Annotated in this window: 23 protein-coding genes; 11 read left to right on the forward strand and 12 right to left on the reverse strand. The window is 54.3% G+C overall.

The genetic code is table 11. The features are described 5' to 3' along the window. Window position 1: 1 nt before the first annotated feature. The 3 genes from HC231_RS24150 to HC231_RS15530 all read right to left on the reverse strand — a co-directional run bounded on the left by HC231_RS24150 (window position 2) and on the right by HC231_RS15530 (window position 4,933). Entirely contained in the window at window positions 2-1,321 is a 1,320-nt protein-coding gene (locus tag HC231_RS24150; protein ID WP_208227581.1) for a molybdopterin dinucleotide binding domain-containing protein, read from the reverse strand. After that, window positions 1,294-2,997: a molybdopterin-dependent oxidoreductase gene (locus tag HC231_RS24155; RefSeq protein ID WP_208227583.1), complete on the reverse strand. Its 1,704-nt coding sequence runs from the start codon at window positions 2,995-2,997 to the stop codon at window positions 1,294-1,296. The genes HC231_RS24150 and HC231_RS24155 overlap by 28 nt, the downstream gene beginning before the upstream one ends. A gap of 499 nt (window positions 2,998-3,496) precedes the next feature. Then, complete coding sequence (locus tag HC231_RS15530; protein WP_208227585.1) at window positions 3,497-4,933, reverse strand: MFS transporter; 1,437 nt, start codon at window positions 4,931-4,933, stop codon at window positions 3,497-3,499. A gap of 836 nt (window positions 4,934-5,769) precedes the next feature. On the opposite strand from HC231_RS15530, the gene HC231_RS15535 reads away from it, so the two are divergent. The 3 genes from HC231_RS15535 to HC231_RS15545 all read left to right on the forward strand — a co-directional run bounded on the left by HC231_RS15535 (window position 5,770) and on the right by HC231_RS15545 (window position 9,620). After that, window positions 5,770-6,546 (forward strand): lysine/arginine/ornithine ABC transporter substrate-binding protein, encoded by a 777-nt coding sequence (locus tag HC231_RS15535; RefSeq protein WP_208227587.1) that lies wholly within the window; start codon window positions 5,770-5,772, stop codon window positions 6,544-6,546. A gap of 64 nt (window positions 6,547-6,610) precedes the next feature. After that, window positions 6,611-8,008 carry an ornithine/lysine decarboxylase DokD gene (gene dokD, locus HC231_RS15540; protein WP_208227589.1) on the forward strand — a complete coding sequence of 466 codons (1,398 nt, stop codon included), beginning with the start codon at window positions 6,611-6,613 and terminating at the stop codon, window positions 8,006-8,008. Window positions 8,009-8,390: 382 nt separating this feature from the next. Beyond that, window positions 8,391-9,620, forward strand: a complete 1,230-nt coding sequence (locus HC231_RS15545; protein ID WP_343073003.1) for an EAL and HDOD domain-containing protein — start codon at window positions 8,391-8,393, stop codon at window positions 9,618-9,620. 225 nt (window positions 9,621-9,845) lie between these two features. On the opposite strand, the gene HC231_RS15550 is transcribed toward HC231_RS15545, so the two are convergent. Genes HC231_RS15550 through HC231_RS24035 form a run of 3 tightly spaced genes read right to left on the reverse strand, consistent with a single transcriptional unit; the run spans window position 9,846 to window position 12,808 of the window. Continuing rightward, window positions 9,846-11,219 carry a carboxylesterase family protein gene (locus HC231_RS15550; protein ID WP_208227591.1) on the reverse strand — a complete coding sequence of 458 codons (1,374 nt, stop codon included), beginning with the start codon at window positions 11,217-11,219 and terminating at the stop codon, window positions 9,846-9,848. A 2-nt stretch (window positions 11,220-11,221) separates the two neighbouring features. Continuing rightward, window positions 11,222-12,595, reverse strand: a complete 1,374-nt coding sequence (locus tag HC231_RS15555; protein ID WP_208227593.1) for a hypothetical protein — start codon at window positions 12,593-12,595, stop codon at window positions 11,222-11,224. A 9-nt stretch (window positions 12,596-12,604) separates the two neighbouring features. Continuing rightward, window positions 12,605-12,808, reverse strand: coding sequence for a hypothetical protein (locus HC231_RS24035; protein ID WP_246494537.1), 204 nt, complete (start codon window positions 12,806-12,808; stop codon window positions 12,605-12,607). A gap of 105 nt (window positions 12,809-12,913) precedes the next feature. On the opposite strand from HC231_RS24035, the gene HC231_RS15565 reads away from it, so the two are divergent. Further along, complete coding sequence (locus HC231_RS15565; protein WP_208227594.1) at window positions 12,914-13,564, forward strand: TetR/AcrR family transcriptional regulator; 651 nt, start codon at window positions 12,914-12,916, stop codon at window positions 13,562-13,564. Window positions 13,565-13,737: 173 nt separating this feature from the next. Here the strand turns inward: HC231_RS15565 and HC231_RS15570 are convergent, their stop codons facing one another. Next, window positions 13,738-15,105, reverse strand: coding sequence for a radical SAM protein (locus tag HC231_RS15570; RefSeq protein WP_208227596.1), 1,368 nt, complete (start codon window positions 15,103-15,105; stop codon window positions 13,738-13,740). Between the two features lie 694 nt (window positions 15,106-15,799). Here HC231_RS15570 and HC231_RS15575 point away from each other — a divergent pair. From HC231_RS15575 to acuI, 5 genes are all read left to right on the forward strand, one after another. Then, the gene (locus HC231_RS15575) at window positions 15,800-16,333 is read left to right on the forward strand and encodes a V-type ATP synthase subunit E family protein (RefSeq protein ID WP_246494539.1); all 534 of its coding nucleotides are present in this window, start codon (window positions 15,800-15,802) and stop codon (window positions 16,331-16,333) included. Between the two features lie 266 nt (window positions 16,334-16,599). Next, the gene (locus tag HC231_RS15580) at window positions 16,600-17,181 is read left to right on the forward strand and encodes an LOG family protein (protein ID WP_208227598.1); all 582 of its coding nucleotides are present in this window, start codon (window positions 16,600-16,602) and stop codon (window positions 17,179-17,181) included. Between the two features lie 7 nt (window positions 17,182-17,188). Next, window positions 17,189-17,617, forward strand: coding sequence for an NUDIX hydrolase (locus HC231_RS15585; protein ID WP_208227600.1), 429 nt, complete (start codon window positions 17,189-17,191; stop codon window positions 17,615-17,617). 180 nt (window positions 17,618-17,797) lie between these two features. Beyond that, entirely contained in the window at window positions 17,798-18,463 is a 666-nt protein-coding gene (acuR, locus tag HC231_RS15590) for an acrylate utilization transcriptional regulator AcuR (protein ID WP_208227601.1), read from the forward strand. Between the two features lie 152 nt (window positions 18,464-18,615). Beyond that, a complete protein-coding gene (gene acuI / locus HC231_RS15595; protein WP_208227603.1) occupies window positions 18,616-19,593 on the forward strand; it encodes an acrylyl-CoA reductase (NADPH) in 978 nt (325 codons plus the stop codon). A gap of 91 nt (window positions 19,594-19,684) precedes the next feature. Here acuI and HC231_RS15600 read toward each other — a convergent pair whose 3' ends face one another. Together HC231_RS15600 and HC231_RS15605 are read right to left on the reverse strand one after the other, a co-directional pair. Beyond that, complete coding sequence (locus HC231_RS15600) at window positions 19,685-20,875, reverse strand: M20 aminoacylase family protein (protein WP_208227605.1); 1,191 nt, start codon at window positions 20,873-20,875, stop codon at window positions 19,685-19,687. Window positions 20,876-20,898: 23 nt separating this feature from the next. Beyond that, window positions 20,899-22,212, reverse strand: coding sequence for an MFS transporter (locus HC231_RS15605; RefSeq protein WP_208227607.1), 1,314 nt, complete (start codon window positions 22,210-22,212; stop codon window positions 20,899-20,901). Window positions 22,213-22,360: 148 nt separating this feature from the next. On the opposite strand from HC231_RS15605, the gene HC231_RS15610 reads away from it, so the two are divergent. Continuing rightward, complete coding sequence (locus HC231_RS15610) at window positions 22,361-23,302, forward strand: LysR substrate-binding domain-containing protein (RefSeq protein ID WP_208227609.1); 942 nt, start codon at window positions 22,361-22,363, stop codon at window positions 23,300-23,302. Window positions 23,303-23,309: 7 nt separating this feature from the next. Here HC231_RS15610 and HC231_RS15615 read toward each other — a convergent pair whose 3' ends face one another. Next, window positions 23,310-23,717 (reverse strand): nuclear transport factor 2 family protein, encoded by a 408-nt coding sequence (locus tag HC231_RS15615; RefSeq protein WP_208227611.1) that lies wholly within the window; start codon window positions 23,715-23,717, stop codon window positions 23,310-23,312. Between the two features lie 97 nt (window positions 23,718-23,814). On the opposite strand from HC231_RS15615, the gene HC231_RS15620 reads away from it, so the two are divergent. Continuing rightward, window positions 23,815-24,597, forward strand: a complete 783-nt coding sequence (locus HC231_RS15620) for a helix-turn-helix domain-containing protein (protein WP_208227612.1) — start codon at window positions 23,815-23,817, stop codon at window positions 24,595-24,597. Here the strand turns inward: HC231_RS15620 and HC231_RS15625 are convergent. Together HC231_RS15625 and HC231_RS15630 are read right to left on the reverse strand one after the other, a co-directional pair. Continuing rightward, entirely contained in the window at window positions 24,578-25,132 is a 555-nt protein-coding gene (locus HC231_RS15625) for a fimbrial protein (RefSeq protein ID WP_208227614.1), read from the reverse strand. The genes HC231_RS15620 and HC231_RS15625 overlap by 20 nt on opposite strands. Before the next feature lie 13 nt (window positions 25,133-25,145). Beyond that, the gene (locus tag HC231_RS15630) at window positions 25,146-26,192 is read right to left on the reverse strand and encodes a fimbrial protein (RefSeq protein ID WP_208227615.1); all 1,047 of its coding nucleotides are present in this window, start codon (window positions 26,190-26,192) and stop codon (window positions 25,146-25,148) included. Between the last annotated feature and the right edge of the window lie 24 nt (window positions 26,193-26,216).

Consider the following 26,216-nt stretch of genomic DNA (forward strand, 5'->3'; position numbering starts at 1 on the left):
ATCAGATCTCCCCGTTCCACAGCCGGACTTCGACCAGGCAAGAGTTCCAGGCGGCGCTGTGCGATTTTTTAATAATCGGCCGTTTGGTGGTCAGGATATTCACGCATCCGCCGCGGTCGGGCGATGCCCCGATTTCCCCGATGGGCGCATAAATCGCGGAGGATTCATAAGAGTGGACGGTTCCCTGAGGAACGCGCTCGGTCAAATCGGCGGCCAGCAGCACCGAGCCGCGATCGTTGTACATCTCAATCACGTCATGCTGTTTGATGCCCCGCTGCGCGGCATCCCTGGTGTTAATGCGCGCAATCCAGTAGTGCCAGCCGTTTATCAGTACGCGGTGATCGGGAATATCCAGCAAATAGGAGTCTTTGCCGTCGGACATGGTGTGGAAGCTATAACGATTGTGCGGCGATATCAGCGCCAGCGGATATTTCTTGAACAGCTCGGAGCGGTGGCCTTCCCAATTTTCGATAAACTTGGACATCGGCGGGCGTTCCGGATCGTTCGGGTCATAGCGCATCAGGCTGCTGCTGACGAACTCGATTTTCCCCGACTGGGTTTGCACCCCTTCGCGCCATTTTCCCGAATAGTCCGACGGCAGAGGAGAAACTTCCGGCAAATCTTTCGGGCGGCCCTCGTAATACCAGTTCCAGGATACCGGATCGCGATCTTCGGGCTTCGGCGCGGGCACGACGTAATACCCTTTCTTGAGAAACTGCTTCCAGGAAATATGCTGCGGCAAGTCCGTACCGTCAAACAGCCGTTTGCACCAGCCCAGCTCCGTCGTACCTTCGGTAAAGTAGGTTCCCATGCCGAGGCGCGAGGCCAGTTCGGCAAAAATCTCAAAATCCGATTTGGACTCGCCCAACGGCTCGATGCACTTATGCTGTAACGTGAGAACGCGATAGTTGCTTTGCAAGAACGAATGGGTGCTGTATCCCGAGCAGCTTACCGTTTCCGAAATATCCCAGCGTTCGAAGTTGGTGCAGGCCGGCAGAATAATGTCGGCGAATTTCGCCTCGCCCTCCATCCATATCGACTGGTTACAGACAAATTCCAGCTTCGGATCCTGATACATTTTCGCATAGCGGTTGGTTTGCACCATGGTGCCGATATGCGAACCGCCGTATTTGTAATACATCTTGATGGTCGAGTAGCCCGGCGCGGGAAAAGGAACGGGCCTGAATTGCCCCTCAATCGTTTTACCGTCAAACGCATAGCCCAGCGCCTTGCCTTCCATAATCGCTTCCGGAATTTGCAGACGGGGCACGGTTTGCGCCACGGTATTCATCGTCACCACCTGGGGCATTCGCTGATACATGTTCTGCGCCAGACCGCTGCCGACCAAATCCCCCGACAGCCCCCTTCGGCATAGCCGGGAAAGAAGAAGCGCGTGCTGACCGGCGTCCCGGTTTGCAGGTTGCCGATGTTCACCCCCGGCTTGCCGATGCCCTGCATCGCCGCCAGATAGATCATCGAGCGGGCCCATTCGATGCCGGTCGCGCTGCGGCAGGCCGAGCCAAACCCGGATCGCCCGCCGCAGGACAGATAAGTGCGTTTCTTCGCCCATTGACGCGCCAGCGCCCTGATGACCCGCGCCGGAATATTGGTTTCCGCCTCCTGCCACTCCGGCGTCTTGGCGATGCCGTCCTCTTTGCCAAGGACATAGTCGCGCCACTGCTCAAAGCCGGTGGTGCGGTTTTCAACAAACCACTTATCGTAGGTATCCTCGGTGATCCACACGTAGGCGATAGCCAACGACATCGCGTTGCCTTCCGCCGGCCTTGGCGAGAGCCATTTTCCCCCCATAAACTGGGCCGTATGGTTGTAGAACGGATCGATATGCACGCATTCGATGCCCAGTTCCTTTGCCCAGCGCCGGCGCACCGTCCCCTCCTGGGCGGCATAGATGCCGTGGGTACATTCCGGATCGCTCGACCAGAACACGATCATTTCGCAGTGCTTTAGACAATCCTCCACCGTGCCATAGCCGTCCGGCATGCCCAGCCGCAGCGAGTTGCCCCAGTGATGCATCCCTCCCCAGTACCACCCTTCCCAACTGTCCGGGTTATGCGCGACATAGGTTGCCCCGATCATGTTGAAAAAACGCAGCCGCGCGGAAAGGTAATAGCCGATATTTCCCCAGGTATGGTGAGAGCCGGTACTGTTTAAAATCGCGCCGGGACCGTATGTTTTTTTAATCCGCATGATCTCGCCCGCCACAATATCGTAGGCTTCATCCCACGTTATGCGCACATAGTCCGATTTGCCGCGGTTTTCCGGATGACGCTCGCCGTTGGGATCGAAATCCACCCGTTTCATCGGATAGAGCAGGCGATCTTTGGAATAGATGGTGGACTTTGACGACTGGCTATAAGACGTCACGGTTTGCCTGCGCGGCGGCGTAAATTTTTTCCCCCTGGCTTCGATCGTCCATCCTTCCGCGTCTTTATCGGTCAGCTCCAGGTTGGTGATGCGAATAATCTTGCCGTCCTTCACATAGACGCAAACGGGGCCGCCGTTGGTGTTGTTGATGTATTTCGTCGTTCCGTCCGGCATCTTCTCGCCATACTTCACGCCGATCTCCTGCGCGGCGCCGGCAATCCGCATAAAGTGCATGACGTAGCGGTCGTCTCCGGTGAAATCGACGCAGAAGTTCTTCATCAGGTTGATCATTTCCAGATAGTTGCGCCAGGGGACCATCACCTTCATGGCGTCTTGCGCCGAATTGAGTTTCAATACGGCATCCGGCGCGGTGGCAAAGCCGGAACCGGCCTTCAATTTTCCGTTATTGAAGCGATACCAATACGCCATGGATTTATCGTTAAGACGAATCTCTATGGTGAAATTCATGGCGGATAATAACTGTCTGACCTCTTCGGAAAATCTGGCCGCCAGCCTGATAAACGGCGCCATCGATCGTAAAACGACCCGCAGCTCGTTTCTAACCACCGCATCTTTCATTTTCTTCTTCAACGAATTTGATTGCGCTCCCATTGATTGCTCTCCATCTAACTTCTCATTAGCCGGAATAATTGCAAAAAGTCAGGCAATTCGTTTCGAATTAACGAATGTGAAATGATTGCCGCAGACTTTCGGCATGCGGATATCTGAAAATATCGTGACTGTATCTAATGGTATTTAATTTATAGAAAGCAAAAGGCGTACCAAAAAAAACATGGTGAATAACAATTTGAATTTTTTATATATTTTTATATTCAATGTATATATTGAAATAAGGTGTCAATATATCGACAGCAGATGTCAATAAATAGACACCGAGTGTTAATCTATTAACACTTTCCCTAATCATTAATTCAGCGATATATAAATAACGCGTAAAATGAGACGGCCGTCATATATAACGGCCATTAACGTTTCAAGCCGGTTGAGAAGGCTGAACCCAGAATGAAAAACGATTTCCGATACCGCGCAGGATCGTCCCGCCCGGCCGCCTTCCTCCGGCATCCTTAGCGCCGGGCTCTATTTCCCGCCGTTATCCGCGCGCGTTTCGTATGCGGCTAAAGCTAATTGCGATGGCCAAGATCGTAGCGCCCGCCGCTACCCAAAGGCTCAATCGAACGGCCTGCGCCTCCTGCGCGACAATCTTCAGCGGCTCGCCGCCGGACTGAACGTAGACCGACAGGATAACCCCGACAAAAGCCGCCCCCAGACACTGGCCGAAAGTGCGCATTATCGCCAGCACGCCTGATGCGTAACCGCTGTTTTCACGGGAAGTGTTCGATAGCATCTCTCGATTATTGGGGCTTTGAAAACAGCCGAACCCGATGCCGCATAACAAACTGCGAACGCCGATATCCCACACCTGCGCGCGATCGGGCAACAGCGCCAGCAGCGTGAGGCCAATGACGAACAGGCATAATCCCACGGTGGAAATGATCGCCGGCGGATAACGATCGGCGAGTCGTCCGGCATAGGGCGCGGCCAGGATGATGCCTATCGGCCAGGGGATGAACAGCAACGCCGAAACAAACGCGCTGTAGCCATAAACCCCCTGGAACAGGAACGGCAATGCGACGAATGTAATCCCCTGACTGACAAACGATGCCATGGAGGTCAACGCGGCAAGCGAAAACCGCGTAGAGGCGAACATGCCGAGCGGAAGAAGCGGCTTCGGCGCGTGGCGCTGACGCCAGATGAACGCCAGCCCCGCGATAACGGCGCTTACCCCGTAGGCGATGGCCGTCGCCAGCGTATTAAATGCAAGCGCGCCATCACCTTGCTGCGAGAAGGTTCTCGCCGCCATGATAAACCCGCCCAACATGGCGGCAGACAAGATGGCTCCCGCGATATCGAACGGTTCGCGCGCCGGAGAGGGTTTGCCGGGGATGACGTGAAGGGTGAGCGTCAACGCGATAATGCCCAACGGTATATTGATGGCGAATAACCACTGCCAGCCCATGGCCGACAACAACGTACCGCCAAGGATGGGGGCGATAGCGGTGCTCGCCGCAACCAGCAAGGCATTCAGCCCCAGTATGCGTCCCAACAGGCGGTTTGGAAAAATCGATCGCAGAATAGCCGGGCCAATGCTCAATGTCGCCGCGCCGCCAATGCCCTGGAGTAACCGCATGGCGATAAGCGTCTCGATCGACGATGACATCGCGCAACCCAGGGACGCCAGCGTGAACACGCCGAGGCCGAAGGCAAACAGCGCCCGAAATCCGAACCGGGTGGCAAGCGCCGCAAATATCGCCAGCGTCATGGCGACCGTTAAAAGATAGCCGTTGGAAACCCAGATGGCTTCGCCGGAGGAAACGTCCAGCGCGCGGGCAATCTGAGGCAATGCGATATTTACCATAGAACCGTCGAATACGGCCATCGTTGTCGTCGTCATCACGGCGGCCATCGCCAAACGACGTTCACGGCCTGGCAGTCCCTCATCGCCCGGCCTGTCGGAGAATAATTCCATCTAAGAAAGACCTCGGCCACTCTGCGCCCGCATGATGTGTCCGGCGTGCGATTGTGGTACATAAAAATCAGATTGTTATGCGTGGCGGCGGGCATCGCCGCCCCGGTAATTGAGGAAATAAATATAGCCATGCCGAACATAGGGCGGAAGACGCGGCATTGGCATTTATAACATGCGCCGGACACTTTTTCTCATTTTTTCAGACCGGGATACAATGAGATATGACTGAACCAAACCTCAATTTACTCGCGGCTCGACGAGAGAAGCGTGGTTGGCGCGGCGCGGCCTGTTGGATTAGGCGCCTCGGCCATGAGCCGAACGCTCAGCGCCGGCGACATGACGCATCACGGTGCAATATCACGCCATGCACCATAAGCGTACATTCTTGCATGATATTTTTGTGCAACGGCTCGATTTATCAGGTTGCGCAAAGGTTATTGTTCGCGGCCGAATCCGATTTAGCTCTTTTGCCAAATTGAATATGCCTTGCCCTTTTCTTTCCGGCAGCCCCCTTCCCTACGGTTTTCCAAGAGTATAAACGCATAAATATTGCATAAATATTCAGATCAAGTCATTGTTTTTTATATTAAAAATAAAACCACATTGGTTTTATGCATTTCTGGCACGATTGCTGCTCGCTATCCCCTGCTGGCTGAAAACATAATCAGCGCAGTATGAAACCGTTCATTTTTTATCTTTCTTCGGCAGTTCTGAACTGAGTAAAAGCACAAAAGGTAATCATGAAACGTAGTTAACACCGCCATCAAGGCCCATCCGTAATACCGGCAAACGCGCGCCTTGCTGACGATATATCGATTAAAATCAAAGGAGAAAAAATGAACTGGAAAACTACATTGCTGGCAGGCATGGTCGTCTATAGTAGTTTGGTCAACGCAGCGGAACAGCAGACATTGAGGATTGGCACCAATAGCGGCTACGCGCCTTTCGAAATAACAAACAGCGATGGAACGCTGGCCGGTCTTGATATAGATATTGGCAATGAGTTGTGCAAAAGGCTCAGCGCCCGCTGCGAGTGGGTCGACACCGCCTTTGACGGACTGATTCCCTCGCTTCAAGCCAATAAAATCGACCTAATCAATTCCGCGATGAACATTACGGAAAGACGGCTGCAGTCAATCGCCTTTACCAAACCGATCTACATAGTGCCGATTCAGATGGTCGCCAGGAAAGACGCCGGCCTGCAACCGACGGCGGATAGCCTGAAGGGAAAAAGCGTCGGCGTGCAGCAGGGCACATCGCAGGCGGATTACGCAATGAAATATTGGGCTAAATCGGGCGTGGACGTGGTTACCTACCCGGAACAGGATCAGATTTTTATGGATTTATCCGTCGGCCGTCTTGATGCCGCCTTGCAGGAAAGCCAGTCGGCGCAGGATGCTTTTCTTAACCAGCCCCAGGGGAGCGATTTCAGCTTCGCCGGCGAGCCGATAACCGATCCGTCGACGCTCGGACAAGGCACCGGCATCGGCCTGCGCCAAAAAGACGGCGCGTTGCTGCAACAGGTGAATCAGGCGCTGGATAACATGAAGGCGGACGGCACCCTGGAAAAACTGTCAAAACACTATTTTACGCGCGATATCATCGCTCGGTGAATCACTGCATTCGCTCTGCGCGCCTATCGTAGAGCGGATCTTGCGCTTATCAACAGAGGAATTTATGTCGGATCAAACGATAACCGCCTATAACCAGGTGCTTAAAAAGATTCTTGCCCAGGACAGACGCTTCAGCGTCCGCAATGGAAAGCTCCACTTTGCCGGAGCCGACGTTGAGGAGTTGGCGAAAGAGCACGGCACGCCCTTATACGTCTTTTCCGAAGAGGAAATTTTCGCCAACATCCGGGAAATTCAGCAGGCCTTTATTTCCCACGCCGATACAAAAATATGTTTCGCCTCCAAAGCCTGCTCCATAATGAGCATATTGCAGAGCGTGCGCCAGACCGGCATTTGCGCCGAAGCCAACTCACTTTATGAGATACGTAAGTGCCTGCAGGCCGGCTTTCGCGGCGACCAGATCGTCTACAACGGCGTCGTCAAAAAACCGCAGGAGCTGGAGTTTGCGATTAGCCGCGATCTGTATCTGATCAATGTCGATAGCCTGTACGAACTGGGACAGATCGACGCGATTTCACGCCGGCTCAAGAAAACGGCCAATATCTGTATTCGCGTCGAGCCCAACGTGCCCTCGGCCACCCATCCCGAATTGGTTACCGCGTTTCACGCCAAGTCAGGCCTGGATCTGGAACAGGCGGAAGACGCCTGCCGCCGTGTGCTGGCTATGCCTTATGTCCGGCTGCGCGGCCTGCATATGCACGTCGGCGATCAGGTGCCCGAAGTGGAGCCTTTCGCCAAAGCCACCCGCGTATTGGTGAATGAAGCCCGGCGTCTGGAGCAGGTTCTGGATATCCGCTTTGACGTCATCAACGTCGGCGGCGGCATTCCGGTGCCCTATAAATACGATAAGGAAAACGGCGATCCGCTGCATGACAATATGTATGCCGGCATCACCGCTGAGGATTTCGCCGCTGCGGTGGTGAGCGAAGTTCATAAATGGCGAGAGGATATCCAAATCTGCATTGAGCCGGGGCGCAAGGTGATCGGTTCCGCCGCAGTGCTACTGGCCGAGATCTGCTGTGAAAAGCAGAAGACCCACTATGACGCCAACGGCGAGGCGGAACGCCGCGTCGAGTGGAAATTCGTTGACGCCGGCTACAGCATACTGACCGACAGCCTGCTTTATAACTGGTTCTATTATGTCTATAACGCTTCGCGTATCAGTGAAGAACACGATCGCTACGTCAAACTGGCCGGCCCGCTGTGCGACGGCGGAGATTATTTCCACGCCGGCGTTAAAGGGGAAGATTTTCTATTACCGCAAGGCACGCAAATCGGCGATATCGCCGCTTTCCTTGATACCGGCGCTTATAGCATCGAAAGCCAGACGGTCTATAACAACCGTCCGCGCACCGCGGTAGTGATGATTGATCAACAGGGAAAAGCGCGCCTGATCCGCCGGGAGGACACTTACGAAGATATGCTCGCATACGATATTTACTAAACGACAAGAGGTGCGCGGCCGGCGTAAAAAGATTGAGGCGCGGAGAGACAGGATGTCTCTCATTAATCTCCGCCGGAAACCGGCGAAAAGTTAACGCTTAACCAAAATTAATTCCTTAAATTCCACATCTTTATAATTTATCATTCCTATATACTTAGAGAATATTAAGCGAAACCCATCATTTCGTGATTAAATACCGAAAACAATATGATTGAAGTTGCGGATGACAACCCTTTCCTGCCATAACAGAGGCAAGTAGATTATTCACATCAAGAATGTATATATAATCCAATCCACATCATTATGACAATTTTATTAAAAAAATAAAAAAACCGGATAAAAAGATTGTCTATATGCACTTCATTCTGAATCAAGGACTTTTATGATATATTCATTCGTTGCACGACAGCCTATTTTTGACCGAAATTTGAATACCGTGGCTTATGAGCTGCTTTTCAGAAACGGGTTAAATAATACTTTCCCTTCCGTTTCAGACGAATACGCCACAAAGCAAATGATTTCCGACCAGTTTCTATGTACTCCGCATTCCCGACTTGTTGGCAATTATTCGTCTTTTATTAATTTCCCCTACCAAATGATTATTCAGGGCCTGGCAGATGCGCTGCCTCGGGAAGAGGTCGTTATTGAAATACTCGAAAATGCCGAGCCTGATGATCATTTACTGCAATCAGTACAACGGTTGCATCATGACGGATTTCGCATCGCGCTTGATGATTTTTCTTTAAGCAGCGAATGGGACAGATTTATTCCCTATATTAACTTTATAAAATTCGATGTCAGAACGAGCGATTTCAGTGATATTGATAACTATATAAAATCACATAAAAAACAGCTCCAGAAAGTTATATTTCTCGCCGAGAAGATAGAAACCTACGTTGAGTTTGAAAAATATAAAAAACAGGGGTTCGAACTTTTTCAAGGGTATTTTTACAGCAAGCCAGAGCTAATAAAAAACCGCCGGCTTTCCCTGAACGAAGCATCCGCATTTCAGCTTATGCTGGAAGTGAATGCCGAAGAGCCAGACTTTAATAAAATAGAAATGATAATTAAGCGCGATTTGTCGCTTTCCTATAAAATCATGCGCTATGCCAAGAACTTCTTATATAGAACAGGCGGAAATAATAACGTTAATCGTTTATCACTCAAAGAAATCGCGATGTATCTCGGTAAACATGAACTGCGCCGCTTTGTTTCTGTTGCCTGCCTGGCAAGTAAGGATAGTATAACAACGCCGGAGTTATATCATACCAGCCTGATCAGAGGGCGGTTTTGTGAACTTATCGCTGAACACGTTAACCTGCACGCCCACTCTCAGGAGGCTTTTCTCTGCGGCCTCTTCTCTTTGCTTGACGTCATTCTTGACATCCCGTTGGATGAGCTTTTCAAACAGGTGACAATATCTGAAACCGTAATAGATACATTATTGCGGCATGAAGGGGGGCTCTACCCGCTCTTAAATCTTGCGCAATTATACGAGCAACAGCGATGGAATGACGCCAAGCGCGTTATCGCCAGCCTAAATATTCCTGAAGAGATGGTTATTAAAGTTATGGGCGATGCCATCCAATGGACCGATGAATTTCAGCTATAGCGACTATGCTCAAAATAATTCAATTCGCGAATTCAAACGGTTATTTAATGGCCTTATCTGCTTTTTGCAATGCGGGCTATGCCCTGGGAATCGTGGCTCCCCTTGATTCTGAGCGCCGGAAATTCATCCGCGGATCGATCGCCTGTCGAAACCGTGCGTATAACTACCGCGGCGCAAGGTAACCCCTAATCATCAGATCCCCCAGGGCGGATAACGACGCCCCGCTTATTTATGCTGCCGGAAGATCCATTCGCGGATGGGTTCGATGGTATAGGCGATACGCCAGGTATTCCGGTGTCCGCTGGCTCCCGCGCTCGACTGGTTTGCCGGGATAACGGTGCCTTTGCGGAAAGTCACGTAATTGATGGGACTATTCTCGGCCGCGATCTTTTCAAAAGCGCTGCGAAATTGTTCCGGCGTCCAGGCGCCGTCCCAGACGGCGCGGCTGACCTTCGCCCCTTCCTTTTCCAGAACCGCGGTAATGGCGTTTTGCCCCGGATAGGCTTTGTCGTCATCTTGCGATACCAGAATCCAAAGTTTCTGTTTGGCGAGCGGTTTCACCAGTTCGGGAGCCCATTGACCGGCAACCAGGAAAGAGGCCGCGAAGAATGCCGGATACTTGATATCCATCGCGATCGACATCATACAGCCGCCCGACTGCCCGGTGGTGTAGAGCCGATTACGATCGATGCTGTATTGCTCCGCGAGCGCATTGATAAGATCGATGGTGGTATCCAGCATATCGGAGGTTTTCGAATCGTCATCAGCGATGATTTCGGCATACTGCGGCGCCAAAACGAAACAGGGCCGCCGGGCCTGATCTTCGGGACTCGCCCAGGCTATCGCGCCCAGCCCCTGATACAACGTGGTACGCGTGACGTCGCTGGTTGCGCCGGCATCGTGCATAAACAGCACCAGCGGATAGGCGGTGTTGGCATCATAGTTTTTCGGCACGAACAGGTTATAGCGCAGCAACTTGCCCGTTTTCGCATCGTGAAACTCCCGTTGCTGGAAATCGTCGACGATCGGATTTTCGACCTGAGTCGTCGCTATCGCCTGATTACTCGCGGCAATGATATCGCCGTTGGCCATCGCAACGGGCGCGGACTGAACGACGCTGGCCGCGGCGGTCTTATAGATCGTGTCGTAAACCGGTATATCCCCGGCATTTCCAGGTCCGCCGCCTTTTTTCCCGGCACTATTACTATTCCCGCCGGCGGGAGAAGAAGGCGCCTGTCTCTCGCCTTGCGACTGCACTTTCTCGGCGAGCGGAGCGTTTTCATCCTCCGGCGACAGCGTAATGATGGCGAAACGCCCTTCCGCCGCGCGGTCAGCAGGATTGGCCGATGTGCTGGCGAATACGCCGGTGACCGTCCGCCCTGCAACGCGGAAACTCGCCGCAGACAATTTCGCGCTGTCGATGGCGGCGTCGTACTCCACGGCGACCCCCGTCAAGCGAATGCCATCGCCAAACACCTGGGTGATAGCGGTTGCCCCCGTTGCATTGCGGGCGCCGCCTTTGGCAAAAACAGGGACATTGATCGCAATCAGCGCTCCGGTACATACGCCCATGATCAGGAATTCCCGACGTGATGGCATCTTCATTCTCCTTGGTTATTGCTATCTTTCATTCGTTTCAGTTTATCAGCGATAGCGGTCGCCGCCGCCTCGGCCGCGCCTTTGGCGTACGGCGAGTTACGCGCTTCGTAGGTGAAGCGGTCATAACTTTGCGCATCGGGCATATACTTGGCCGCGCCATCAACCATCGTCGCCACCATGATCTGCGGATACGGCGATGCCGCGCGGATTTGCGCGCCGATGCTGGCGGACAGCTCCGGCTGCACGCCAACCAAAACCATGCCGCCGATACGCATCAATATCACCGGAAGCGTGCGTTTCGCGCCGATCTTATAGTTGAAAGCGGTCACGGGGCCGACCGGCTTATCTTCCGGCGTAAAGCTCTGTGAATCCACCGCAATACTCTCGCGCCGCATTTCCAGCTCTCCGCCGGGCTGCGTCGCGATGTTCCGGGCGACGCGCACAACATCGGCGCCAAGCCGTTCGCCAAGCAGATCCACCAGTATGAATCCCGCTTCATGCAGATCGATCTGACCGACGCCGCCATCGCTGTTGACCACATGCCGGTTCGCCTGAAGATAAGGCGCTTGATCGCCTGCCGCGCCGACAAGAAACAGCGCTACCGCGCCAGAACCATAATGCGCCTCGACACAGCGCGCGGCCGCCCCGGCGAGATCGGCGGAAATCAACCGGCCGCCCGCCGAGCGCTGCGATCCGTCCATAACCGAAGACTGCACCGCAAAGTTCATCAGGATCGCCAACGGCTTGCCGTCGAGGCCGTCGATACGCAACACGCCGAGAAAAGGATCGGCGAACCCGGCGTCATTGGCTCCCAGCCACCATCCGTGAGGCGTAGGAACATCACGGTTGACATTCACCCGGCTGGTTCCTGACCCGAAGCCCAAACGGGCGGGCTGCAAATTCGCGACGGCCTGTGCCGCAGCCGTGCGCAGCGCCGCTTCGATAGCGCGCAGCGCGGCGCCGTTACGCGCGAGATCCGTACCGGCGGGAGCCTGCCCGGCCGAAAAGATATGCGGCGTCGAAAAGGTGTGGCTGGCGCAAACCAGGGCGTTTTCCGCCGCTACGCCCGCGACATCGGCAAGAATCGTTTTCAGCGCGGCGATCATATCGTCGGAAATCGAAGTCAGATCGACGACGATGATGCTCATCCGCCTGCCGCCGTCATCCAATAAAAGGAGGCGAACGGAAAGCGGATCGCGCTCGCCGGCGAATCCGTCCAGAGGATAGAGATCGGCGGAAAAGACGATATCCGCCCGCCCCGCCCCAGCGTTAAACACCGGCGCATCCGCCGTACCGGCAAAGGCCGCGCCGGGCCGGAGCAGCGCCGCAATACCTAATCCAAGCCCCGCCAACAGGAATTCCCGCCGTGATTGCATGTCAGTTCCTCAACCAAACTTCAAAACCAGCTCTGTACCGCGCTTTATCGGCAGAGTGACGGAGATGAACCCGTTGCTCGGATCGCCAATGGGACTCGGCCCGCTGCCGTGAGAAGAGATTGCCTGCGACATATTCATCCTCTTTTGCTTAATCCAGCCGTGGCGAGGCGACGTCCGCAGATCGCCTGCCGGCCCGTTTGGGGCGAAAGCCAATTTTGCCGCCTTGAAGAGCGTGCGATCAGCTGATATGGTACTTGTCCAGTACCATATTGCAGCCGGTACTGGCTGTCAATTGAAAAGCAAAAATCGGGAGAATGGATGGAAATCAGCCGCAAAAAGCCAGTCCCGAAGCGAGGACGGCCAAAGGTTATCGGGGACCAAGAACGCCGGCGCTCCATCATTAAGGGAGCCTATGAGGCTTTTATCGAACTGGGTTTCGCGCGAACGACGACTGCCGTTATCGCGGCGAAAGCCAGGGTTTCGAAGCGTTCTATCTACGAGGTCTTCAGTAATAAAACCGCCCTGTTTGCCGCCGTTATCCATGAACACCAGCATTTGATCCTCGATCTGCCTCGTCCGCAGAACGAGATGTTGCCGCTGCTGGATACGCTGATCGAAATATTTCGCCTGAACGTTGATGAAGAAGCCGACCGCGCGCGGGAAGCTATGCTTAACCTGATCGTCAGGGAATCCATTCAGTTCCCGGAGCTGTCCGACTATCTGTATGAAAATGAGATCATCCGTTCCAGAGAGGCGCTGATCGACTGGCTGCGGATAGAGGCCGATCGCGGCCGTATGGCGGTTGACGACCTGAGCGTCTGCGCCGGTATGCTGATGGACATCGTCTTTGGCGCGCTTCTGCCGCATAGAAGAGTACAGCAACAGCCGGAGCGCGCATGCAGAATAGAACACATCAAAAAAAGACTTGAGATATTCCTGCGCGGGATCCAAGCGAACCCGATGCGATGAGCGCGATTGATTAAAGGCGCTAACACCGGAAGGATTGGGTTATGGCACCCTCCCTTGCGAAGAGGAAAGCCAAGCTAGGGTGATTGCTCCCTCCCCTGCCAAGGGGAGGGCCGGGGTGGGGTTAAAACCATCCAGACTCAGGATCAGCCGTCCAACACAACCCCGCGCGGAACCTACTTCTCTTCCGCCATTTCCGCCTCAGGTTCGTTACTGTACAGGTTCATTTCCGCTTTATATTCCTTACCGTATCCTTCTTCATCCCATATTTTTATCGCGTACTTTTTCCATTCCTGCGCCAGATTATCCAACTCGCGGCTGAATTTAAAATAGCTATCGCTGCCGTCATGCTGCGGCTGCGCGCCGCTTTCTATAATGTGCTGCCGAAATTTCTCCGGATTATCGATAATCGGGCAAGGCTGCATCAGATTTTTATTAAACGGAATATCCCGTTTATAGCCTTCAAAGAACGGCGATTTAAGCACCTCAATCACCGATTTATCGCGGATATTATCGACCGCATATTGCTGAAAGACGCAGGGCTCCACTCCGCCCTTGGCATTAATGTGCAGATAATTCGCCCCGCCGGACATACAGCCGTTCACCAGAAAGCCATGGTTCCAGAAATCGGCGATAAAGGCGAAGCGGCCGGACTTACGCAACTGTTCTATTTTATGGAAACGTTCATAACGCTGCCGCGCGCTGGGCACCAGATCGAAAGTGGCGTCGCGGCCGATAGGCATGTACTGGAATACCCAGACATATTCCACGCCCAGATCGCTGATAAAATCCCAATATTTATCGTCTATCATCTGATCGTGATTTTTACGCGTCGCCATCATCGAAGCGCCGCACAATATGCCGGCCTCGCGCAGACGATGGTACGCGGTAACTATTTTTTGAAAGACGCCGTCGCCCCGCCGCCAGTCGGTCATGTTTTCCCAGCCTTCAATGGAGATGGTCACCGCCACGTTGCCCAGATCCGCCAGCCGCTTAACGCGCGATTCCGTCAGCAGCGTACCGTTGGTATAAACCATAAAGAAGCAATCATTAAATTTGGCGAAAATACGCATAATGGCGGGATAAACAAAGGGTTCGCCGCCGGTAAAGGTAAAGAACCTCACGCCGAGATCGTAAAACTGCTGCAATATATTCATCATTTCATCTTCTTCGAAATGATAGCGGTCGCCATACAGCGCCGAGTAACAGCCTTTACAGCGTAAGTTGCAGGCGTAAGTGGGAGATATCAGAACCAAAAACGGAATATGCGTGTTATATTCCACGCCTTTCCGGTTGCGTACCCCACTGCCGTAAATAAAGTGATTAAGAATAAGATTATTAACCAGTTTTGCCCTGGGCTTTTTTCCCATTCCGCGTAAAGCCCTTATCCATCCGTTGACCATCGGGTCTTTGTCGTGACATATTTCCGCCAGCCGCAGCAAGTCATCCTTATTATCTCCGGCGAATTTGGCTCCTAGGGTAAATATCTTCTCAAAGCCCTCTTCATCGACCTTATCAACCAGGGTTGATAATAGCGGCGACATGGTTTTTGTAACTATTTGGTTAAACTTTGTTCCTATATTTATCATTGTTAATACACCCTGTTCTACACCACTGATCTATTCGGACTAATTAATTGAAAACACGTTAAATCCGAATATCCCGCATTAAATTAGCGACGCTGCGAATTCAATGGCACATCTCTGCCAGGCTAATTAAGCAATCCGATTTAATGAATCGATACGGACTAATTATAATCCATAAACAGAAGATATGATTCGATATATATATTGGTTATCAGAAATAATGTTCCTTATAAAAGAACCTGCTTTTTATTATTAAATAAAAGCCATAGGTTATTATTGAAAATAATTTTATATCCATAGGTCACGCCCCATTGTTACCCTGGAATCCGGTAATGGCTCATTATCAGGCAAATCAGGTTGACCGGTGTTAACATATCAAGACAATCTTTATCGAACAGCGGTCAATTGTCGTGTCTCGTTCGTTTCCATCCCGCCTTTGACGATCGCGCTGCGGGAAATCCGCTGCCGGATGCGGTGGCGAAGATGCCCTCATTTCCCCCTGATATATCACCGCAATACGATGAAAACGAGTGGTATCCCAAACCTGAATCCGATGTGGAAAATATTGAAATTTGTACTATCCTTTCTCTGTATAATTCAATGATTACATTACTTATTTTTAACACCTTATCAATTTTCAGGAACATAAATCATGAAAGTATGGAATAAAGTTCTGCTGGCTTCGCTGATTGGATTAGCTATCGCCGGCTGTGACGACTCATCCAAAGTGGATGCGCAACTGGACAAAGCGAAGGACAACGCGCAGCAAATCAAAGAAGCCGCCGACAACAAAGCCGATCAGATCACCGATGCGGCCAAGCAGAAAGCCGATGAAGTGAAGAAAGAAGCCTCGGCGCACATCGAACAGTTGAAATCGGAATCCGCGGCGATTAAAAACAGCGCCGAGCAACATGCCAATACCATAACGGGCGAAGCCAAAGCGAAGGCCGGCGCCATCAAGGAACAGGCCAAACAGCAGAGCGATCAGATCGTCGAACAGGCGAAAGATATCAAGGATAGCGCCATCAGCGGCGCGCAAGACCTTTCCACCGAAGCCCAAAAGCAAACCCAGGCGATCAAAGACAGCATAAACAAGGATACGGCCCAACCGACGACGACGCAGGATACGCAAGCGGCGCCGGTAACCGAAGCGGAACCGACGACGGCCGAACACGCCAATCACTGATCCCGCTGGTTGCCTTAACGCGGTAAGCTCGCAAGCCGGCCGACGGATAATTTTCAGCGCAATGTAACAATGCGCATTTATCATGCGCTGGATGACAAAGCGCAAAACATTGCCATTAACGCGCCTCTCCCCGCCTTCTCTTTGTCGGGGAGAGGCGCTAAAGTATTCTCTCTGCGCTGGAGAAACTTGAGGCGGGTTAAAAGCTGAAGGTTCGTCATCCATCTGATTTATTATGCAATCAATTCACTCAGGAACCGTTGATTTCAATGAGAATAGGTATTTTTTGTGGTTCAGCCTCCGGCCATGATCCGATCTATATGACGGCGGCAAAGCAGGTAGGCGAACAGTTGGCGTTGCGCCATATCGCCATCGTGTATGGCGGCGGGCGCGTCGGCCTGATGGGCGCCATGGCGGACGCCGCGCTGGCGGCCGGTGGTGAAGTGATTGGCGTCATTCCTCAGGGACTGGCCGATCGGGAGATCGCGCATAAGGAGTTGACTAAGCTGATCGTCGTAAAAAACATGCATGAGCGGAAGGCGAAAATGGCGGAGCTGGCGGACGGTTTTGTCGCCCTTCCCGGCGGCGCGGGCACGCTTGAAGAAATATTCGAGCAATGGACCTGGGCGCAGTTGGGCCTGCATCATAAACCCTGCGCCTTCTATAATATTAATGGTTACTATGATCCGTTGCAGGCGATGAGCAAGCAGATGGTCAGGGAAGGATTTATGATGGAGCGTTTTGACAAGATGCTGACTTTTAGCTCAGATATCAGTCAGTTGATCGAAAATTTCACCCACTATACGCCGCCGGAACAAAAATGGCTCTCTTCCACATCAATAGAGAAGTAACGCCGTGATGACCAACGCTAACAACAACGCCCCCAAAACCTTGCGCCTTTCCGCGGCAATCGTGGTGAATGACGCCGGAGAAATGCTGCTGGTCAGGAAACGGAATACGCAGGCCTTTATGCAACCCGGCGGAAAGATCGACGGTCAGGAAACGCCAACCGACGCCCTATTGCGTGAACTGCATGAAGAACTGTCGCTTCATATCGATGAATCGCAGTTGCAGCATATGGGGCGTTATCATGCCAAAGCCGCCAACGAACCCGATACCTGGATAGACGCGGAAATTTTCTGGCTATCGCTTTCCGCGCCCATCGTCCCGGCGGCGGAAATTGAAGAGGCCGTATGGATCGATATACGGAAACAGCCCGCCGGAATGACGCTGGCGCCGTTAACCGAGCAACAGCTGATCCCGATAGCGCGGGAAAGACTGGCGTAGTCGCCGTTATCGATTAAACGCATCAGATCAGCCGCCGAGCGCAGCGGCAAAAATAGATAAGCTGAAAGAAAACAACCGCAAAACGATCAATATGTTACTGAGGTTGCGGCATACCAACGCTTGCCTGCGGCGGCGATCAAGCGTAGGATTTTGATGATTAAAAACCAATCGGTCTAAATTATGAATTCTGAATCCTACGCCGAACTTAAACCGCGCAGGGGACGCCCGCCCAAAACGGATCGGGGCTTCGCCGACACGCGCGAAGAGTTGATTCGCTCAGGTCTGGAAGTGATAACCAAGACCGGTTACCTGTCCGCCGGCATTGATACCGTGATTAAAAACATTTCAGTTCCGAAAGGCTCCTTTTATCACTATTTCAAGAATAAAAGAGAGTTCGGCATCGCGGTGCTAACCGCCTACGGTTCGTTTTTCGCCCACAAACTGGATAAGTTTTTACTCAATACCCAGTTACCGCCCTTGCAACGCATGCAGAATTTTGTCACCCACGCCGGTCTGGGTATGGCGAAATATGACTTTAAACGGGGATGCCTGGTCGGCAACCTGCTGCAAGAGGCGCCCCTGCTTCCCGAAGATTTTCCCGACATGCTCAAATCCATCCTGGAAGACTGGGAGACGCGCGTCGCGCAATGTCTGGAAGAAGCGCAACGCGCCGGGCAGATCGCAACCGCTACGCCGCCATCGTTGCTGGCCCGGATCTTCTGGTCCGGCTGGGAAGGTGCGGTCATGCGCGCGAAACTATTCCGTTCGGTGGAACCGCTTGAACAGTTTTGGGCGTTTTTCCTGCAAAGTATTCATAACAAAGAGCACCTGCCGTCAGAGAGATAAAAGACAGCCTCCTGACAAAATACAGTGACAAAAAGCAATACCTTGTATGTTCACCAGCACATGGTGATTGATTCATTACATCGTTCTCCTTGCCGTCCGCAATTTAGCGCCGCAGACGGAAGAAGACGCTGCCAACAAATAAAGGCGAAAGAATGAAAGCTCTCGTACTCGAACAGCAAGACGACAAAACGCTGGCGGAGGTAAAAGACATTACGCTTCCTGCTATGGCTGATGGCGAAGTGTTAGTGGATGTCGACTGGTCCAGCCTTAATTACAAAGATGCATTGGCGATTACGGGTAAAGGTAAAATTATCCGTCAATTCCCGATGGTTCCGGGCATCGATTTCGCCGGTCGGGTAAACCGCAGCAATGACCCGCGCTTCCAGCCCGGCCAAGCAGTGATTTTGACCGGCTGGGGCGTGGGCGAAACCCACTGGGGCGGTTTAGCGCAACAGGCGTGCGTTAAAGGCGACTGGCTGGTGTCCGTCCCGGCTGGACTGGATGAGCGTAAGGCCATGATCGTCGGCACCGCCGGTTTTACCGCCATGCTGTGCGTCCTGGCGCTGGAGGATGCGGGCGTTAAGCCGGAAAGCGGCAAAGTCGTGGTTACCGGCGCCAGCGGCGGAGTGGGAAGCACGGCGATCGCTTTGCTGCACGCGCTGGGGTATACCGTGGCGGCGGTTACCGGACGAGAAAACACCAGTGATTATCTGCGTCGACTCGGCGCCAGTGAAATCCTTCCCCGCGCTGATTTCGCCCAGTCCCGCCCGCTTGAAAAACAGCTTTGGGCGGGAGCGGTGGATACGGTGGGCGATAGCGTACTGGCAAAAGTGCTGGCGCAGACGAACTATGGCGGCTGCGTCGCGGCCTGCGGCCTGGCGGGCGGTTTTAGCCTGCCGACGACGGTGATGCCGTTCATCCTGCGCAACGTGCGTTTGCAGGGCGTGGATTCCGTTTCGGTGCCTACCGCCCGCCGGAATGAAGTCTGGAGCCGGCTAACGGAAATACTGCCGGAGAGTTTCTACCAGCAGGCCGCGACTGAGATCAAATTAGAAGAGGCGATCGGCACCGCCGCGGATTTTTTGCATAACAAAATACAGGGACGGACGCTGGTAAAAATCGGCGGCTAATGACCCCCTCCCAACCTCCCCCTTGTCAGGGGGAGGAGCTAAACTCCCTCCCCTGGGAAGGGGAGGGTTGCGGTGGGGTTCGCCAACGCGCTTATTCCCCGCCCAGTTCCAGCTTCACGATATTGATCCAATAGCCGATGCCAAGCGGCAGAATCTCGTCATTGAAATCAAACAGCGGCGTGTGGACATGGTGATAGCTGCCGTCGGGCTGAACGCCGTTGCCAATCAGCATAAACGCTCCCGGCCGCGCTTTCAGCATATAGGCGAAATCCTCGCCGGCGGTAATCGGCGGATACGCCGCATCAACCCCCTCCTCGCCCACCGTGCGCACCGCCGCTGCCGCGGCGAGTTCCGTTTGCGGCGCGGCGTTCACCAGCGCGGGATATCCCCGGTCATAGCAGACCTCCGCCGCACATTGGTGAGCGGCCGCCAGGTTTAGCGCCAGCTCGCAAAGCCGCTGCTCCAGCGTATCCCTGACCGACGTTTCATAGGTGCGGGCGGTTCCGCGCACGACAATTTCGCTGGGAATGACATTGGCGGAGCGCGCGTGTCCCGCCGAAATGTAACCGGCGCTGATGACGGCGGTCTCCCGCGCCGGCACGTTACGCCCGATAATGGTTTGCAGCCCCAGCAGGAAATGCGCAAGCGGCATGCTGGGATCGGTGGCGCGATGAGGAACCGCGCCATGCCCGCCGGTGCCATTGAATTTGACGCTCCAGGTATCGACGCTGGCCAGCATCGGGCCGGGCCGGATGCCGAACCGGCCGACCGGCAATCCCGGCTCGTTGTGCAATCCGTAGACGGCATCGCAGGGGAAGCGCTCAAACAGCCCCTCTTCAATCATCACGCGCCCGCCGCCGCCCTCTTCTTCCGCCGGCTGGAAAATAAGGTGAACCTTACCGGCGAAGTCGGGATTTTCGGCAAGGTAGCGGGCCGCGCCCAGCAGCATCGCCGTATGACCGTCATGGCCGCAGGCGTGCATTTTCCCTTTGTAGGCGGAGCAATAAGGCAAGCCGGTCGTTTCCTCCATGTTCAGCGCATCCATATCCGCCCGGAGCCCGATACGGCGCGCCCCCGGACGGTTGCCGACGATGGTGCCGACAACGCCGGTGCCGGCGAGCCCGCGCGTCACCTCGATGCCCCAGCTTTCAAGCGTTCTGGCGACAAGCGCGGCGGTTCGTTGTTCTTCGAACGCCGCTTCGGGGTGCTGGTGAATATCCTGGCGAATAGCGATCAGCTCAGGAAGGTACTCGCTGATTTTTTTTAATATCGTGTTGTTCATCTATTACCCTTTCCCTAGTCTATTTAATCATTAAGACTGACATGCCGCGTCTCACGCATCATCAGCATCGCCACGACGGCGACGGCATTGGCGATGACCAGATACCAGGCCGGCGTCATCGGATCGCCGGTGATGCCGATCAGCCAGGTGACCACGAACTGCGCCGTTCCGCCGAAGAGGGTGACCGCCACGGCATAGGAAAAAGAGAGGCCGATGCTACGCACGTGGCTGGGGAAGGATTCGGGGATCATGCCCAGCATCACGCCGGCATTGATTGAATGCAGCGTCACCAGCAGCGCGACCATCAGCAGCAGCATGGTTCCCGTCTGGTGATGGGTGATCAGCAGGAAGGCGGGATATGCCGCCAGAACCAGCAGCATGCGAGGAACGATCATCACCACCTTGCGGCCGAACCGGTCAGACAGCCAGCCGCCCACCAGGCTCATTACCGCCATGGTGGCGCCGGTAACGAACGTCGCCAGCATGGCGACGCCCATCGGCAGCTTGAGCGTCGTCAGCGCGTAGGTGGTCATATAGCTTGATATATACATGGTGACGGCGCCCCCGGCGATCGCGAGACCGGCAAGCGCCACGGTACGGCCATGACCGGAGAACAAATCGGCAAGAACGGCTTTTGTCGAGCGGTGCGCCTGTTCGTGGTTCAGCGTTTCAGGCAGACGATTACGAATATAGATGCCGACCGGGGCAATCAGAACCCCCAGCAGAAACGGCAGCCGCCATCCCCATGACTCCAGACTCTCTTTCGGCAAAATCTGCGTCATAATAAACCCCATCAGACCGGCGATCAGAAAAGCCAATCCCTGACTGGCCGACTGCCAGCTGGTGAAGAAGCCTCGCTTGTTGGCGGGCGCGCGTTCCAACAGGTAGGTCGTGGCCGGCCCCATTTCGCCGCCGGCGGAAAATCCCTGAATAAGGCGAGCCAGCACCACCAGGCAAGGCGCCGCGATGCCAATGGAGGCATAAGGCGGAATGACGGCGAGCATCGCCGAACTCAGCGCCATCAGGGATATGGTCAGGGTCATCGCCGCTTTTCGTCCTTTTCGATCGGCATAGGCGCCGATCAGGATCCCCCCCAGCGGACGCGTCAGAAATCCGACGCCGAAAACCGCGACCGAAAGCAGCAGGCTGCCCAGCGGCGTTTCCGCTGGAAAAAACTGCCGGGCAATAACGGCGGCGAAAATGCTGTAAATAGTAAAATCATAAAACTCAAGCGCGTTTCCAAGCGTTATCGCCCCAATACTCGCCGTCCTCCCCGGCGCGTTAGCCTCTGTTTCATGCTGCTCGCGGGCGGAAACAGCCGCCGAACTTCTTTCCATACCAGTCCCCCTGATTGCGTTTAATTTTTGTCTTTCCAGGTCAGACTAGCGAAAATTGCCCATTTGAAAAAATGCATTAATATTGAGCAATAGGTACATAAAATGTATGCTTTAACCAAACTATCATCATAAATATTCAGGCGAAAGCGTGTCCTATTCGATCAAACACCTGCGTTATGTTGTCGCGGTAAAGCAGAGCGGCTCGCTCGCCAAAGCCTCCGAAAGCATGTCGGTTTCCGTATCTTCGATCCGCGAAGCCATTCGCCTGATTGAAGCGAAGCTGCGCATCAGTCTGTTCCTCAGCGAGCCGGCCAAGGGGATGAGGCTAACCCGCGATGGAGAACGATTCACCGCGCTCGCCGAAGAATTTCTCAGCGCCTATATGGGTTTTGAACAGGCGGCGGCGCATATCCCCCATGATTGGGAACGCGATATTTCCCTGGGCGTGCTCGCCAGTGCGGGCTCGCTTGTTATGCCGGCGCTGGTCGCCCAGCTTTCCCAGTCTGTCGCGAACGGACACATCCAGCTCTATGAACACAACTCGAAAGAACTTTCAGAAGCGGTCCGATCCGACAAACTTGCGGCGGCTTTCACCTTCAACGACGATCTTCACCCTTCGCTGGAGTTCGTCGAGCTATTCAACCCGCCCCTTCACGTCGGCCTGCACCCGTCCCACCCGCACGCCGGAAAAAGCGCAATCCATTTAGCGGAACTGGAAGACGAGCCTTACATTCTTCTCGATTTCGACGGCGCCCGGCGCTATTACGCCGGCCTTTTCGATCATCATGGCGTCAAGCCGCGGGTCAGCTATACGGTAGGTTCGCGCGAAACGGCGTACGCTATGGTCGCCGCCGGCCTTGGTTATTCGGTCTTCAACCTATATCCGCTGCCGGCGGGAAATAGGCCGTCCGTTGAAGCGATCGTGCGTATTCCGCTGGTATCGGATTACTGGAGTCCGAGCTTCGGCATGATCCATCTGCGCGGCCGCAGCGGCGGGCTTATCGACGGGCTGCGTCAGGCCTGCCGTTCCATTACGGCCGACATCGCCCAGGCCGGGAAAGATCAATCCCGCGCGTCATCGACCCGATAAGACCACACTACTTCGCGCTTATCACCCGCGATCCTAAATCCGCATCCTGACGATCGCCGTTAACCAGATGGGTTAACTCGCTGCACCGATAGATGCGCTGGTTCCTCAACGTAAAATGCGCAAACACCTGTATCGCACTGCGCACGCCATCCTGCTTTTCAACCTCGACCAGATGATGCGTCAGTACATCGTTCCCCTGCGACGCCGCGGCAAGGATCGTTAGCGACATACTCCGCGTGACCTGCTTCAACAGCGCCATGTGATGCAGAAAATCGTTATAGCCGAGCGTCTTGCCGTCCACCCATTGCTCATAGTCCGGGTCGAAGAACGCAGCGATCGACGCCGGACTATGAACCGGCGAGGCGATCGCCTGATGTAAAGCGTCGATAACCTGTTGTTGCGCGGAAAATACCATTTTCGTCTCCCTGATTGAGTGAATACACAGAGAATAACCCGGCCAATGCGTGTCATAATAACCACACTCTGACATTTAATAATGCTTTTCCGCCATAATGAACATCATCCGCAGCGAAAAACTGGAACACGCGAAAAAGTCCCTTACGCCTTGGCACCAACATACCGCCGGTCAGCTTTACTGGTTAAACCGCGGCATGATTGCGCTTGAAACTCAGGATAAACAGTGGGCGCTGACGGCGGGCTGTATTGGCTGGTTTCCGCCGCATGTCCCCCACCGGGCATGCGCTTTCGGCCATATGACGGGAGTGAGTCTCTATCTGGCGGCGGAATATTGCCGGGAACTGCCCGACGCGCCGCAGATTTTCAGCGCGAATGCGCTGTTGCAGGCGTTGGTGGAACGCATCGCCAACCTGAACGCCTCCTCATTAGCGGAGAAACATCTGCGCCTGATTCAGGTGCTCATCGACGAGCTATCATCAGCCCCGACGATACCCTCGCACCTGCCGCTGCCGCAGGATAGCCGGGCGCTGAAAATCGCGCGCGAAATACTGGAAAATCCGGCCGATCCGCGGACTCAGGCGGAATGGGCGAAATGGAGCGGCCTGAGCGCGCGTACGCTAAGCCGGCTTTTCCTCGCCCAGACCGGGATCAATTTTTCTCACTGGCGTCAGCAAGCCCGCCTACTGCGCTCGATGGAATTCCTGGCGAAAGGCGACTCCGTCGGCAACGTTGCCGCGGCCTGCGGCTATGAAAACGTCAGTGCGTATATTGCCGTTTTTCGTCAACGCTTCGGGGTAACGCCCGGCGGTTATTTCAACGCCGATGCCGCTCGCCATCAAACGGCCGCCGAACCGCCGTTTACTGATAAGTTAAGGTGAAGGTGGCGTCGCCGTTGGCGGAACCGGGCGTGACGTCGTTCTGCGTCGCCACATACTGGCCGTAGAACACCAACTGCGCGCTGTCGACGCCGGCGGTCAGCGGGTATTGTTCGCTGGCATTGCCAAGCGGGATACGATTGCGATCCTTATCCAGAATGGCGATGCCGACATGCGTGGCGCTGCTGTCGGCGCTTAACGCCAATAACGTCGAGTCGTTGGCGTCCGCCGTGCCGGAAAACGTGGCGGAAACCGAAGAGACCGCCGAGCCGCAGCTTTCAAGGTTGATGGCGAACCTAACCGGAGACGCGCCCGGCTTACCCTCGGAAAACGCCTTCGTCGCCAGGGTTCCCATATTGACGGTTTGTTCCTGCGAAGCCACGCTGACCGAACAACTGTTCGACACCAACGTCGCGGTAAGCTGCATGTTCGTTGTCCCCAGATCCGCATAGGCGGGCAACAGGCCGCACCACAGTCCGGCCATCAGCGCCAGATGCGCGGCCGGGGCGCGAAGGTGCAAAGCGTCAGGCAATCTCATGACTATTTCTCCCTTAGTCAAAATCGACACGCAGGTAGGCCAGCGCGGTCACGACGCCCGCCTGCGGCTTATTGCCGGTAACGCTGACCGGATAAGCCGTGATCGTCACGTTGGCGCTGTCGTTATCATCCAGCGTAAAGGGCAGCACGCTGGCAAGGTCGTTCGGCGTCAGCGGGCTACTGTTGCTGTCGGTAACTACGAAGCCGACATCGCTGTTATCAGAGACAATCGCATTGCCGGATGCCGTATCCGCCTGAACGCGCAGCGAAAGATTGGTCTGAGCGGCAATGCCGTTGCAGGCAATGCCGATGGTGCGGGTGGCGGTTTTCACTCCATCGGGCTTGCTGCCCGCCGTGGTAAACGCGCCGGTGGAAATATTGCCGAAGTCGATGGAAACCACCTGTCCGGCGTTCAGCGTACAGCTTTGCGGTACCGTCACCGTGCCGCTCAGGTACCCCACCACCAAAGGCGACCCCGTACCCAGCCCCGTACTGCCCTGATTGCCATAGACGGAAAAAATGGGAATGGAGGGCAACGTCGTCACGCCGACAAATTTCCGTTTAATACGAAAACTGACCTGCACCCGGCTGCCGGTCGTCGCCGTGCCGCCGCATCTCCCGTTACAGTTATTGGATAAATCAACAAAAGGCACATTATGATAGGTGCTGCCGCCTGACGCGTTATACACGTAGATCTGGGAGGCGACCTGCAAATAATCATTGCCGGTGATATCGTACCAGTTAGCGGAGCCGTCGTTGAAAGAGTAGCTAAGGCCGGCTCCCGCCTGGGCGGTGTAGTAGACGGTATCCTTATTATTGCATCCGCCGCTTATCGTGTATGAACCGCTGTCGGTTTTTTGGTTCCAGCCGGTGGTATAGCCGACATAGTTTTGCTGTGAAGCAAACTGGAAATTAAAATCATAGCTCACGGGCGAGCCTGTCGCGGTATTACACTGAATGGCAAAGGCGTGCTGCGGCAAAAGGAACCAGAATGCGGCCAGGGTTAGCCACCATTTTTTCTCCCCGGTAAATTTAATCAACGCTGTAATTTTTATTTTCATAAATACTCCGCCTTAGCATGGGTT

The organism is Brenneria izadpanahii (genome assembly GCF_017569925.1).
GTDB classification, from domain to species: Bacteria; Pseudomonadota; Gammaproteobacteria; order Enterobacterales; family Enterobacteriaceae; genus Brenneria; species Brenneria izadpanahii.

What these genes read in the sequence shown, in the direction of transcription:
- HC231_RS24150 (WP_208227581.1), bottom strand. Translation starts at nt 1,321, where the DNA reads ATGTATCAGCGAATGCCCCAGGTGGTGACGATGAATACCGTGGCGCAA.
- HC231_RS24155 (WP_208227583.1), bottom strand. Translation starts at nt 2,997, where the DNA reads ATGGGAGCGCAATCAAATTCGTTGAAGAAGAAAATGAAAGATGCGGTG.
- HC231_RS15530 (WP_208227585.1), bottom strand. Translation starts at nt 4,933, where the DNA reads ATGGAATTATTCTCCGACAGGCCGGGCGATGAGGGACTGCCAGGCCGT.
- HC231_RS15535 (WP_208227587.1), top strand. Translation starts at nt 5,770, where the DNA reads ATGAACTGGAAAACTACATTGCTGGCAGGCATGGTCGTCTATAGTAGT.
- dokD (WP_208227589.1), top strand. Translation starts at nt 6,611, where the DNA reads ATGTCGGATCAAACGATAACCGCCTATAACCAGGTGCTTAAAAAGATT.
- HC231_RS15545 (WP_343073003.1), top strand. Translation starts at nt 8,391, where the DNA reads ATGATATATTCATTCGTTGCACGACAGCCTATTTTTGACCGAAATTTG.
- HC231_RS15550 (WP_208227591.1), bottom strand. Translation starts at nt 11,219, where the DNA reads ATGCCATCACGTCGGGAATTCCTGATCATGGGCGTATGTACCGGAGCG.
- HC231_RS15555 (WP_208227593.1), bottom strand. Translation starts at nt 12,595, where the DNA reads ATGCAATCACGGCGGGAATTCCTGTTGGCGGGGCTTGGATTAGGTATT.
- HC231_RS15565 (WP_208227594.1), top strand. Translation starts at nt 12,914, where the DNA reads ATGGAAATCAGCCGCAAAAAGCCAGTCCCGAAGCGAGGACGGCCAAAG.
- HC231_RS15570 (WP_208227596.1), bottom strand. Translation starts at nt 15,105, where the DNA reads ATGTCGCCGCTATTATCAACCCTGGTTGATAAGGTCGATGAAGAGGGC.
- HC231_RS15575 (WP_246494539.1), top strand. Translation starts at nt 15,800, where the DNA reads ATGAAAGTATGGAATAAAGTTCTGCTGGCTTCGCTGATTGGATTAGCT.
- HC231_RS15580 (WP_208227598.1), top strand. Translation starts at nt 16,600, where the DNA reads ATGAGAATAGGTATTTTTTGTGGTTCAGCCTCCGGCCATGATCCGATC.
- HC231_RS15585 (WP_208227600.1), top strand. Translation starts at nt 17,189, where the DNA reads ATGACCAACGCTAACAACAACGCCCCCAAAACCTTGCGCCTTTCCGCG.
- acuR (WP_208227601.1), top strand. Translation starts at nt 17,798, where the DNA reads ATGAATTCTGAATCCTACGCCGAACTTAAACCGCGCAGGGGACGCCCG.
- acuI (WP_208227603.1), top strand. Translation starts at nt 18,616, where the DNA reads ATGAAAGCTCTCGTACTCGAACAGCAAGACGACAAAACGCTGGCGGAG.
- HC231_RS15600 (WP_208227605.1), bottom strand. Translation starts at nt 20,875, where the DNA reads ATGAACAACACGATATTAAAAAAAATCAGCGAGTACCTTCCTGAGCTG.
- HC231_RS15605 (WP_208227607.1), bottom strand. Translation starts at nt 22,212, where the DNA reads ATGGAAAGAAGTTCGGCGGCTGTTTCCGCCCGCGAGCAGCATGAAACA.
- HC231_RS15615 (WP_208227611.1), bottom strand. Translation starts at nt 23,717, where the DNA reads ATGGTATTTTCCGCGCAACAACAGGTTATCGACGCTTTACATCAGGCG.
- HC231_RS15620 (WP_208227612.1), top strand. Translation starts at nt 23,815, where the DNA reads ATGAACATCATCCGCAGCGAAAAACTGGAACACGCGAAAAAGTCCCTT.
- HC231_RS15625 (WP_208227614.1), bottom strand. Translation starts at nt 25,132, where the DNA reads ATGAGATTGCCTGACGCTTTGCACCTTCGCGCCCCGGCCGCGCATCTG.
- HC231_RS15630 (WP_208227615.1), bottom strand. Translation starts at nt 26,192, where the DNA reads ATGAAAATAAAAATTACAGCGTTGATTAAATTTACCGGGGAGAAAAAA.